This window comes from Streptomyces sp. NPDC037242, from assembly GCF_055604165.1.
Map to the genome: position 1 here is coordinate 168,032 of NZ_JBVJUY010000010.1, position 11,202 is coordinate 179,233.

10 protein-coding genes are annotated in these 11,202 nt (G+C 67.7%); 6 read left to right on the plus strand and 4 right to left on the minus strand.

Annotated features, from left to right (window positions below; all coding sequences use genetic code 11):
• Positions 1-27: 27 nt before the first annotated feature.
• Positions 28-1,383 carry a DNA-binding protein gene (locus ACZ7GJ_RS14745; RefSeq protein ID WP_470751791.1) on the minus strand — a complete coding sequence of 452 codons (1,356 nt, stop codon included), beginning with the start codon at positions 1,381-1,383 and terminating at the stop codon, positions 28-30.
• An 851-nt stretch (positions 1,384-2,234) separates the two neighbouring features.
• Between ACZ7GJ_RS14745 and ACZ7GJ_RS14750 the strand changes: the two genes are divergently transcribed.
• Genes ACZ7GJ_RS14750 through ACZ7GJ_RS14765 form a run of 4 tightly spaced genes read left to right on the plus strand, consistent with a single transcriptional unit; the run spans position 2,235 to position 5,572 of the window.
• Positions 2,235-2,594 (plus strand): hypothetical protein, encoded by a 360-nt coding sequence (locus ACZ7GJ_RS14750; RefSeq protein ID WP_470751792.1) that lies wholly within the window; start codon positions 2,235-2,237, stop codon positions 2,592-2,594.
• A gap of 4 nt (positions 2,595-2,598) precedes the next feature.
• Positions 2,599-3,900, plus strand: a complete 1,302-nt coding sequence (locus ACZ7GJ_RS14755; RefSeq protein ID WP_470751794.1) for a radical SAM protein — start codon at positions 2,599-2,601, stop codon at positions 3,898-3,900.
• The gene (locus ACZ7GJ_RS14760; protein WP_470751795.1) at positions 3,897-4,775 is read left to right on the plus strand and encodes a radical SAM protein; all 879 of its coding nucleotides are present in this window, start codon (positions 3,897-3,899) and stop codon (positions 4,773-4,775) included. The genes ACZ7GJ_RS14755 and ACZ7GJ_RS14760 overlap by 4 nt, the downstream gene beginning before the upstream one ends.
• Positions 4,776-4,789: 14 nt before the next feature.
• Entirely contained in the window at positions 4,790-5,572 is a 783-nt protein-coding gene (locus tag ACZ7GJ_RS14765; protein ID WP_470751797.1) for a hypothetical protein, read from the plus strand.
• A 61-nt stretch (positions 5,573-5,633) separates the two neighbouring features.
• Here ACZ7GJ_RS14765 and aspS read toward each other — a convergent pair whose 3' ends face one another.
• Positions 5,634-6,950 carry an aspartate--tRNA(Asn) ligase gene (aspS, locus tag ACZ7GJ_RS14770; protein WP_470751799.1) on the minus strand — a complete coding sequence of 439 codons (1,317 nt, stop codon included), beginning with the start codon at positions 6,948-6,950 and terminating at the stop codon, positions 5,634-5,636.
• A gap of 484 nt (positions 6,951-7,434) precedes the next feature.
• On the opposite strand from aspS, the gene ACZ7GJ_RS14775 reads away from it, so the two are divergent.
• Complete coding sequence (locus tag ACZ7GJ_RS14775; protein WP_470751802.1) at positions 7,435-7,902, plus strand: NUDIX hydrolase; 468 nt, start codon at positions 7,435-7,437, stop codon at positions 7,900-7,902.
• Here ACZ7GJ_RS14775 and ACZ7GJ_RS14780 read toward each other — a convergent pair.
• The gene (locus ACZ7GJ_RS14780; protein WP_470751803.1) at positions 7,890-8,471 is read right to left on the minus strand and encodes an HD domain-containing protein; all 582 of its coding nucleotides are present in this window, start codon (positions 8,469-8,471) and stop codon (positions 7,890-7,892) included. The genes ACZ7GJ_RS14775 and ACZ7GJ_RS14780 overlap by 13 nt on opposite strands.
• A 97-nt stretch (positions 8,472-8,568) precedes the next feature.
• Here ACZ7GJ_RS14780 and ACZ7GJ_RS14785 point away from each other — a divergent pair, with 97 nt between their 5' ends.
• A complete protein-coding gene (locus ACZ7GJ_RS14785; protein WP_470751804.1) occupies positions 8,569-9,282 on the plus strand; it encodes a creatininase family protein in 714 nt (237 codons plus the stop codon).
• Between the two features lie 413 nt (positions 9,283-9,695).
• On the opposite strand, the gene ACZ7GJ_RS14790 is transcribed toward ACZ7GJ_RS14785, so the two are convergent.
• Positions 9,696-10,841, minus strand: coding sequence for a DNA cytosine methyltransferase (locus ACZ7GJ_RS14790; RefSeq protein ID WP_470751806.1), 1,146 nt, complete (start codon positions 10,839-10,841; stop codon positions 9,696-9,698).
• Positions 10,842-11,202 lie beyond the last annotated feature (361 nt).

Genomic DNA, 11,202 nt, shown 5'->3' on the forward strand with positions numbered 1-11,202 from the left:
TACAGGAGGCAAGGGGCAGGGGCAGCGTCAGGGCTCGATGGCAAGGAGCCCGCTCCCCGTACCCAGCTGCCTCGGCGCCGAGAGGCGCCCGAATTCCTCGATCTGTTCGCCGAGCGTGACGGCCACCCGCGTTCCCCGGAAAGCGGGTGCCGTCAGAGCTCGGCGCAAGCCGCCGGTGCGCTCCAACAGCCCCGCCACACGCTGTTCCGCCGGGATCACCCACACCGCCTCCAGCGTCGCCGCCGCCGCGTCCAGGTCGCCCCGAAGCACTTGCGCCGCGGCGAGGTCGGCTGCGGCCTTGCCCCGTACCGATACCGACTGTCGTGCCGGCGGCCGGGACGCGACCAGATCAAGCGCCCGCCGCGCCGTCACCTCCGCCCCCGCTCCGTCGCCGACGAGCAGGGCGGTTGATCCGTTGGACATCAGCAGCCGTTCCTCGTTGAACCCGAACTCGCCGCCGACGTCGTCGTGCAGTGCGTCCCGCTCACCCCTGTCCTGTCGCGTGGAAGCGACAAGCGCCCGGGTGGCCCGCTCCCGGTCCCCGAGGTGCCCGTGAGCACGGGCCTCGATGGACAACAGCCGCCGCCTGGCCGTGTCGCCCAAACCGGCGTAGGCCAGCGCAGTCCGCGCGTGCCGTACGGCCTCCGAAGGCCGGCCTGTGAAATAGGCGCAGATAGCCAAGGACCCGGTGGCATAGGCCCGTAGCGGATCGAACCGCGCCATCTCCCCGTACAGGGCCGCCGACCGGGCGAGGCGTGCCGAGTCGTCCAGGGCGCCAAGGTCGAACGCGGCCGTCGACAGCAGCGCGCACGCCTGCCCCGCCACGATCAGCAGGTCCTGCTGCTGCATGGGCACCTTGGTGAGTTCCCGTTGATGCTCCGCCTCCGAGCGTAGGACCTTCGCTCGCCGGAAGACGTCGAAGGCGCTCACGGCGCCGTACGAGCGGGCGAGGGACAGGGCGTCGTCACGGAGCTGGTCGATGGTCGTGTCGGATACGGACTGCGCGGCGGCAGCACCCGCCTCATCAGCGGCGTCACGTGCGGTCATGGCGATTTCACTTTCGAGGTTGTACGCAGTGGGAGTCACCGATGCCGAGGTCGACAGCGCGGGCGGTGGCCCGAACAGTGCTGCGGCCTCCACTTCGAAGAGCTGCTCCAGTACCCGGCACGTGTCCGGCCCCGGCAAGGTTTTGATCCGGCCCGACGTCCAGCGTCGGAACTGTGCCTCCGACACCGACATCCCCTGCACGCCGGCCTGCGTTGCCGCGCGCTCGAACGCCGTGACGAAGTCCCTGTAACGCCAATGCCGTTGCTGGACTAACACGCGCAGCAGCGTGGCCGGATCGCCCATCGGTCGCTCCCTCAAGGTCAGGAGACGGGTCATGGTGCCCCGCTCCACTTCGTGCCTACCGGCCAACACCCTCGCCGCGCAACGAAATCCGCGCAGATGACATCGCAGTGCCACCTTCATGACACCCCGGTCACCCTCGCGAGCGCCAGATGACACCACCCGCGTCGTGGTCGCGACACCCGCACCAGGGGGACTCTTACGCCACCTCGACGACCCCAGCGAAAGGGAGTGGACCGTGAGCAGCCCCCGGCTTCCCCGACGAACGCCCGGCGCGACCAGCACGCGCTACGAGGCTGTCGTGGCGCCGTATGTGGAAACGGCCGCCGGTACCCCGTCGGAGCGCCGCAGTCTGCCCCGGGCCGCCGAGGCATTCCGTAGCCGGAACGGCGACCCCTCCACTTGGAGCTCCGCCCAGTTCGACGCCTTCCTCGGCCTCGGGGGTGCCCAATGAGCGCGACCACGGAGGCGAACCTCTGGGTCACGGAGGACACCGGGCACCGGCTCCTGGGCCAGGACGTCGCGCACCCCGCCAGCGGACGTCGCGGAACCGTGGGCGCAGTCCTGATCTACGCATCGAAACTCACCGGCAGACCGGTCAGGAAGGTGGCGCACATGCGCCCGATGGATCACTCGGGTCGGGAATGGACCGCTGATCCGGACACCCTCCGCCTCCTACAGCCGGTCGTCCACCCGACACAGCCCAGCGACATGGGCTGAACAGGCTTCCCGTCGGTGCTGACCAAGTGGTCGGCACCGACGGGGAACGGCGCCCAGGGCGCCGTGCACGAAACCGGTCTGGTGCCGTACGGCACCAGACCGGCGGCACCAGAGCGGATCCAAGCTGCCCGTCCCGGGCAGTCACCCTTCCACCAAGGAGATCAGCTATGCCGAAGCCCAGGAAAGAGAAGCAGAACCACCTCATCTACGCGGACGTCGTGGACTCCAAGTCCAAGGCGGGCGTGTGGATGGGTGAGCGTGCTTCCTTCCGCGACAAGCAGGGCCGCATCCTGGAGGCCCTGAAGGACCGCACCGACTGGGTCAGCCTGGAGGGCGCGGTCGTGGTCATCAGCACCGAGCCGGCCGGGCTCACGGTCATCGCGCCGAACCCGACGCTCCCCGGTGTGATCGTCCTCTCCGACGGCGGTTCCCCCGCGGCCTCCGCCCGGCTCCAGGCCGACGCCGAGGACAAGGTCCGCGCCGTCATGGCCGAGCTGGGCATCGCCGAAGAGGAAACGGCGGCCTGACCCAGTGGCCACTCCCCAGCTGCTGTGGGGGAAATACTTCCAGTACGACCGGGACGGGGAGGCTGTCCTCCTCGACCCGGTCACGCTGGAGAGTGTGATTCTCGACTCCGGCGAGGTCTCTGACCTCGCCGGAGTCCCCCCGACCGCGACGCACTTAGCCCTCGCCGGGCTCGGCTTCACCCAGGACGGCCCCGCGGCCGACCGCCGTGAAGCACTCCACCACCGCCTCCACACCCTGGGTATCGACCCGACGCCGCGCCGGATCAGCGGTCTCCGGGTGGTGCTCACCGACCGCTGCAACATGGCCTGCACGTACTGCTTCGTCGACACCAACAGCGGCAAGCCGGACATGACGGAGCAGGAGCTCGCCGCCGGCCTGGAGTTCCTGTTCGAGCAGAACGCAGGGCAGGAAGAGGTCTCGATCCAGTGGTTCGGCGGCGAGCCGACCATCCGCTTCGACCTCATGCAGTACGGCGACGAACTCGCCGACACCCTCGCGGCCCGCTACGGCGTCGATCGGGTCCGGCGCACGGTCGTCACCAACGGCGCCCGCCTGACGGACGAGGCCCTCGACCACTTCGTACAGCGCGAGTACGGGGTGGGCATCTCCATCGACGGCCCTCCGGGGATCAACTCGGCGAACCGACTCCTCCTCGGTGGACAGCCCGCCGACGACCGCATCCGCCGCAACGTCCGGCGCCTGGTCGAGGCGAAGGGCCTGCACGTCGGCTGCAACCTCACCCCGACGGCGTCCAACATCGGCCGCCTTGCCGAGAGCGTGCAGTGGATCATCGACGACCTCGGCCTCAAGTTCATCTACGTCAACACGCCCATCCCCACCGGGGGCGAGTGGCGGGTGAACGGCGCTGACCTGGCCCGGGAGCTCTACGCGGCCCGCCTGACCGCACTCGGCAAGGGCGGGATGCTGTTCTCCGTCCTCGACCGGGCCTTCCAGGCCCTCGACACCCGCCGGCCGATGCTGTTCGACCACATGCAGGGCGACCGCAGCCTCAACGCCGCCCTGCTGCCCGGCAACCGGGTCAGCGTCTGCGACATCAACTTCACCGAGCCCTCGTTCCTCCACACACTCGATGAGCTGCGGTCGGACCCCAACCGCCTTACAAGGGCGACGAAGAAGGTCGCGCCGATCCCCGCGTGCGGCGACTGCCCGGCGCTGGCCATCTGCGGCGGCCCGTCCCGCAACGAACAGGCTCTCATCGGCGGCAGCACCCCCGACCCTCAGATGTGCGCCTTCTACACCAGCACCGTGGCCATCGCGGTGTGGGACAACACGGGGGTGCAATGAGTACCCCCGTCCGCACGGCACTGGTCTCGACGGCCGGGCACTGCGAGGTCGCGTGCAGCTTCTGCTTCCGGGCCGACCGAGCTCGCGGCTTCCTCACCACCGCGACGTACATGCGTGCCCTGTCGCGGCTGAAGGAGAACGGGGTCGAGGGCGTGTGCCTCACGGGCGGTGAGCCGACCCACCACCCAGAGCTCCGGCAGCTCGTCCGCCTGGCCCTCCAGTTCGGCATGACGGTATCCATCGTGACCTCGGCCCGCTCGGAGGCTGAGGTCACCGCCCTCACGGAGGTCGGCCACCTTCTGACCAACGTGACCGTCTCCGCGGACTCGCAGGGCGCGATGACACTCGGTCGCACCACCCGCACGGCGGCCTCGGCTGTAGCGACGCTGGACGCCGTCGACACCCCCTCGAAGGTCCTTCACCTCACCTACTGGGATGTGGGCGACGAGGAGGCCGCCCAGCTCGCCGACCTTGTAGCGGGAACGGGGATCGACGTCCAGCTGAGCCCCGTCCTCCTCTCCGAAAGCGCCCTGCGCCGGGACAGCCGATCACTCCAGGACTCCCTGATGCAGAGGGCGCGCGACACGGCGGCACTCGACCAGTACTTCCGCCTGTCCAACGGATACCGCTCCTACCTGGACGACCTGCGGCAGCTACAGCTGTCCAAGGAGGAGAGCCACCCCTGTCGGTCGGCCACCCTCTACATGTCGGCCGACGGCGAGGTGCGGCACTGCCCCTACGGAGCATCCGAGGTCAGTGTCCACGCCCCACGTACCGAGATCCGAGCCTTCCTCGACGCGCCAGCCACGGACCGCGTCGGACCCGACTGTGCCGCCATCTGCCGCCCCGCGTCCCGCGACTGCGCGGCGGCCTGACCTTGGGGGTCCACGTGCAACCGTCGGTCTCCGTCATCGATCCCAACGACTTCAACAGCCACTGGAGGCAGCCGCCGAACTTCCGCATGCAGGTCCCGTTCGACTACCTGTTCCCACCGGCGATCGACATCCTCGACCACATCCGCCGGGACGAGGAGGTGCGGTTCACGGTCCTCGGCGAGGATGACTGGGCGGTGCGCATGGAGCGCACGGCCGCGTTCCGGACGGCCCCGGTCGAGGAGATCGCCACGTGGCCGTTCCGTCTGGTGCACTTCAACCTGACCCGGCTCTACAGCGAGATCCTGGCCGGCTTCCAGGACGAGGTCATGGTGCCCTGGCGCACTCACCTGTCGTCGCAGGGATTCACGTGGCAGCGGTGCGTGCCCATCCTCTTCCTGTCCACCGAGGGGGCGGCCTCGACCTACCACAACGACAACTCGCACGGTCTGGTGTGGCAGGTCCAAGGGATCAAGACCTTCCACAGCTATCACAACCCCGACAAGCACCTGTCCCCCGAAGCCGCGGTCCTCGGTGAGACCACCGCTGAGGATCCCCCGCCGCACGACGAGGCGGCCCGTCAGTCGGTGACGATGCAGCCAGGCGACCAGCTGTGGAGCCACGCCCTGACCCCGCACTGGGTCACCACCGAATCGCCGCTCGCGCTCAGCGTCACGCTCTCCCACGGCGGCCTCTCCCGCCGCGGTCGGTACGCCGACCGCGAGCTGGCCCTGCGCGACCACTGGGACAAGAACCCCGCCGAGGCGTGGACCCTCGACCTCGGCCACACCCGGTACTGAGCGAGCCCCAGCTGCCCCACCGCCAGACAGGCGGTGGGGCAGCGGTGCGTCCACCCCTGGCTCAGGGGGTGAGGCGGTTCGGTCCCCGGAACAGGAACGCGGCCTCGCGGATCGAGTCCAGGCCGAGCATGACCATCAGGATCCGGCCCAGGCCGGCACCGAGGCCGCCGTGGGGCGGGCACCCGAACCGGAAGATGTTCATGTAGTCCTGCATCGGCTCGGTGTCCATGCCCTTCTCCTCCGCCTGCTTGAGCAGCACGTCGGAGCGGTGCTCACGCTGGGCCCCGGTGGTGATCTCCAGGCCCTTCCAGAGCAGGTCGAAGCTGAGCGTCAGGTCCGGCCGGTCCGCCGGACGCATGTGATAGAAGGGCCGGATGCTGGCCGGGTAGTGCGTGATGAACACGAACTCGTGGCCCGTGAGCTCCTTCATGTGGGCGGCGATGGTGCGCTCGCCTTCCGGGTCCAGGTCCTCCTTGACGCCTTCGGGGTCCCAGCCGCCGGCCCGCAGGATCTCCTGTGCCTCGGCCATCGTGATCCTGGGGAACGGAGCCTCCGGCACGACGACCTCGATGCCGAAGACCTCCCGGATCGCCTCACCGTGGACCTCGGCGACCTTGGCGATGGCGTGGGCGAGCATCCGCTCCTCGAACGCCATCACGTCCTCGACGTCGTCGATCCACGACAGCTCGACGTCCACTCCGGTGAACTCGGTCGCGTGCCGGGAGGTGTACGACGGCTCGGCCCGGAAGACGGGTCCGATCTCGAAGACCCGGTCGATGCCGGCGGCCACGGCCATCTGCTTGTAGAACTGCGGCGACTGCGCGAGGTAGGCCGAGCGGTCGAAGTACCCGAGCTTGAACACCTCCGCGCCGGACTCCGAGGCAGTGCCCATCAGCTTCGGCGTGTGCATCTCCGTGCAGCCGTTCTGCATGGCGTACTCGCGCAGGCCTTGCTCCAGGGTCGTCTGCGCGGTGAACACGAGCTGCGCGGTGGCCCGCTTGCGTACGTCGAGGAAGCGCCAGTCGAGCCGGTGCTCGGGGCCGGTGTTCTCGTCGATCGGCAGGGGTGTCTCCGCCCGGTTCAGCACCTCAACCGATTCGGGGACGAGCTCCAGACCGCCGAGCTTGACCTGGGCCGCGTCCACGACGCGGCCGGTGATCCGGACGGCGGTCTCGGGGGTAAGGGACTCGAGGACGGCTTCGAGCGGGCTGCCGTCGCGCTTGTGGGTCACCTGGATCATGCCGGAGTGGTCCCGCAGGATGACGAACTGCATCTTGCGCTGCAGCCGGAGCGCGTTCACCCAGCCGGAGACTGTGACGGTCTGGTCGAGGTGTGCGCGTAGGTCAGAAGCCAGTACGCGGCTAGTGGTGTGGATCATCGCAGCCCTCCAGGGGCGTCGTCATGATCCCTTGGAAGCGTGGGCGAGAAGGGTACTCGCGGTGCCACCACGCCTTTGCCACCGCCAGACAGCGGCGGCCTCATTCAGCCCGATGACGGGGGCAAACCGGCGGGGCATTGGGCCTGTGGGCCTTTCCTCCCCGCGCTCGGGAGGGTCTTCACCATGGGCACGAGTCCGCCTTCACAGCTGCCGGCGGCTCTCTCTGCTCGCGTGATCCGTGGCTACTCGTCTCCGTCGACGCGTTGGTCACGAGAATAGGGATGCCACAAGCCCCTCGCAACGGATTCAGGGCGGTGGCGCGCCAGGTGACCGGATGGTGCCCCTGCCGAGGCCAGATAGGACGCCCCCCTAGTCCATCGCTGCGTGCAAGGCCGCCACGAGTGCGCGGCAACTACGATCGGGCCGCGAAGCCGTCCGGGCCGGGCGCGGCCCTGGACTCCCGACCAGGAGGGGACCGCCGCACATGGGTAGGACTGAGTACTACAACGACCCCACCGCACCGAAGGCCAACACCCTCATCCCTGCCAGCAACCTGCTCGTCATCGACGACAACGGCGCCATCCTGCTCCAGCGTCGCCGGGACACCGGCCAGTGGGCGCTGCCCGGCGGCGCCCAGGACATCGGCGAGACCGCCGCCGAGTGCGCGGTACGCGAATGCCTGGAGGAGACCGGCATCGTCGCCGAGATCACCGGCTTCCTCGGCGTCTACACCAACCCGAAGCACATCGTCGCGTACACCGACGGCGAGATCCGCCAGCAGTACGAGAACACCTACATCGGCCGCCCTATCGGCGGGGCACCCGCGATCAACGACGAAGCCGACGGCGTCCGCTTCATCCAGCCCGCGGACCTCGACCAGTACGACATCCACGCGAGCATGCGCCAGCAGATCGGCGACTACCTCGCCGGCACGTACCCCTACCTCGGCTGAGCCACCAGCGCCGCCTCCACCCGCCCCACCGCCGTGAAGATCTCCGGCGACGCCCGACGGATGAAGCGCCCCACGAGGCTGTCGGCCCCGTAGCGGCCCACGATCTCCGCCACCCGCTTCTCAGCGGTGGTCTGTTCGCCGTCGGGCGTCGTCGTCATGTCGCAGTACACGAGCGCATCCACGAGCAGAGGCTCCTCCAGCAACGGGAACTCGCGCTCCAGCGTCTCCCTCAACCCACGCTCCTCGGCCTCCAGCAGCGCGAACGAATGGTTGGCGACCAACCGGACCAGACGTTCGTCCGCACCATGCTCGTCACGCAGGAACCGGGCCCCGTCGAGCGGATGGAACCCTGTCAGGGCGAGGCGGGGCGCGTAGCCCACGTCGTGCAGCACCGCCGCAGCAGACGACAGCTCCGCGTCCCCCGCCAGTGCCGGGCCAAGCCCAGCGGCACGCGCCGCCACACCCTGCGAATGCGCCCACCTTGGGGGAAGCACGGCGCTGAGCTCCCTCTCGGCAACCTGCCTTGCCCACGCCAGCATCGTTTCCTCCATGGCCCGTTCGATGCCCATCAAGGCCCAAGATCAGTCCCATGCCAGGATTCCGACACGCCTGCAGCCAGTCACCGCCGAGGATGAGGGCCGAGCGATAGCCAACCGAGGGAGAGCCGTGAACCTGCTACCGACGACCACAAGCTCTGACGTCCAGGATCAGCAGCCCTCGCTGGCTGTTCTCCCCATCGGCTCTTTCGAGCAGCATGGTCGCTACCTCCCCCTGATCACCGACACAGCGATCGCCTGCATCATCGGTCAGGAGATCGCCAGCACCTACCAAGTGCACCTCCTGCCGCCGATCACCATGTCGTGCAGCCACGAGCACGCCGCCTTCCCCGGCACGGTCAGCATTAGCGCGAAGACCCTCTACGCCGTGATCGACGACATCCGCGCGTCCCTCGCCCGCTCCGGCATACACAAGCTGGTGATCGTCAACGGCCACGGCGGTAACTACGTCCTGTCCAACGTCGTCCAGGAGGCCAACTTCGACGGCCCCGCGGTCTCCCTCTTCCCTCTCGGGGCCGACTGGGACAGAGCCCGCGACCACGCTGGCCTCGTCTCCGACCGCCACGCCGACATGCACGCTGGCGAGATCGAGACGTCCGTCCTTCTTCGCGCGGCGCCCGAGCTGGTGCGGGACGGATTCGCTGATGCCGACCATGACGGTGGCAGCCGTCCTTTCCTGCTGGTTCAGGGCATGAGCGCGTACACCGAGACCGGTGTGATCGGCTTCCCGTCCAACGCAACTGCGGCCAAGGGCGAAGCCGTGCTGGCCAGCCTGGTCGACAGCTTCGCGGGCCACGTGGAGATCCTCGGCCCCTGGGACTGAAGCCAGCCAAGGCCCTACTCCGTGATCTCGACGAAAGCCGACGACGGAACGTGAAGGCGGTGCCAGCCAAGAGAACGTCCGGGGACTTGGCCTGAGCGGCGGTCACCCCGGGCGGGATGTCTTTCTCCAGGGCAAAGCCCGCACGTGGCGGCGGCCGTGATCAAGAAAAAGAGCTCGGAGACTCGGTCCGATACCACCGCCCCCTGCCGGCCAGCGCGCGACTCCGCCACTAAAACTCCACCGAACCCATGGCATGACCGCTAATTAGTGACCGCAATGCAAGGAGCAGCCAAGAGAGGCTCACCAAGCGCACAACGGGAAAGCCCCCGCCAATCTGGCGAGGAAACTGCTAGACCACCAGCGGGCATTTCACCTGCTTCAAATGCCGTCGGATGGAATCAGCCCTTGCAGGCTCAGCAGGCGAGGTCGACAGCAGAGGCAGCGAAGTCGTCCTCGAGCAGCTGGGGAGCGTAGTCCTTCGCCTCCAGAACGCCGGCGTCGAAGAGCTTGGCGGTCAGGGCCTCGGTCAGAGGCGGGGGTACGGCGTTGCCGATGATGATCTGAACCTCGGTGCGCGTCAGCTCGTAACGAGGCTTGGCCCTCTCGTCGACGAACTTAAAATAGTCCGGAAAGCCCTGGATACGCGCGGCCTCGTGAGCGGTCAGACATCGGGGGACACCAGGATGGACAAACCGTCCGCGACCCATCGTCGCGAAACCGCTGGTAATGGTCTGAGACGGGCGGTCCCACCACAAGCGGCCATACATTGAGGTGTAATTGTGCTCACCCTGGTGACACTCGGGGCGCTCTTCGTTCGGCAGATTATGCTCGTCGTTGTCAAAGAGATACTTCATACGCCGCTGGTTATCCGCGTTGGGTACGGCAGCTTCATCGAAGAAAGACTTCGGTCGAACGTCGAGCAGGTCGTCGATCGCCCAACGCAGGTCATGTGGTGCAGCATTGTGGTCTTCGATCTGCAGCAGGTCAGCAGCCGAATAGCCAAAAGGCAGCGCGTCTTCGCGGACGGCCAGTAGTATGTGGCGCTTGCGCGTCTGTGCGACCCTGAGCTTGAGCAGGTCGATGCGCTTGGTGGCGACATCGTATCCAAGCTTCTTAAGATGAACGATGGCGCGGGAGACCACCTGCTGCTTGTCATTGACAACGGCCAGCACGTTCTCGATGACCACTACAGAAGGGCGCAGAACCTCTGTGGCACGAGCCATACGCAGGTACAGCCGGTTCTTGGGATCATCGCGGCGGGTGTGGTTGTTGAGGTTGCTGTGCCCCTGACACGGCGGCCCGCCGATCAGGAGCCCCACCTCACCCACCATGGAGAGAGTCTCGGTCTCCCGAGCGGTCAATGAGGCGCCGAGGTCACCGTCGAAATAGGACTCGACGGTTCCCTGTTGGACGTTGGCCTTGGGAAAGTTAGCCTTGAAGACCTTGGTGGGAGCTGCCTCAAAGTCAACTGCGAGACGAACATCGAGCGAGACATCGTGCTTGTGGGCGGCCTGGGCAATACCGAGGGTGAGGCCACCGCAGCCGGCGAAGAGGTCCACGACTGCCAGGGAGCCGACACCCTCCTCAAACTTCGGCCGCCGTTTGGCCCGCAGGGGGTACCGCTCACCCACGTGTGACCCCCATCTGCGCTTGCTTGTAGAACCGGCGGAACGAGCGGTCATCGTACTCGATCAAGGGTGAGCGCGCACGGGAGACCGATACCTGAGTGACGCCTGACGTGCCGATCACAACGGTTGCACGCCTCACCTTCCGGCATTACGGGCCCCTTGAACGAGCTCATCAGCAACCATCAGCTGCGGCGCTGCTACCACGGCGTCGCCAAGGCCCACACCCCGCACGTCCTAAACGCAATCGCAGTCAACATCCAGCACCTCACCGGCCAAGCACGATGATCAAGGA

Coding starts and splice junctions, on each gene's coding strand:
- ACZ7GJ_RS14745 (WP_470751791.1), bottom strand. CDS start 1,383: ATGACCCGTCTCCTGACCTTGAGGGAGCGACCGATGGGCGATCCGGCC.
- ACZ7GJ_RS14750 (WP_470751792.1), top strand. CDS start 2,235: ATGCCGAAGCCCAGGAAAGAGAAGCAGAACCACCTCATCTACGCGGAC.
- ACZ7GJ_RS14760 (WP_470751795.1), top strand. CDS start 3,897: ATGAGTACCCCCGTCCGCACGGCACTGGTCTCGACGGCCGGGCACTGC.
- aspS (WP_470751799.1), bottom strand. CDS start 6,950: ATGATCCACACCACTAGCCGCGTACTGGCTTCTGACCTACGCGCACAC.
- ACZ7GJ_RS14775 (WP_470751802.1), top strand. CDS start 7,435: ATGGGTAGGACTGAGTACTACAACGACCCCACCGCACCGAAGGCCAAC.
- ACZ7GJ_RS14780 (WP_470751803.1), bottom strand. CDS start 8,471: ATGGGCATCGAACGGGCCATGGAGGAAACGATGCTGGCGTGGGCAAGG.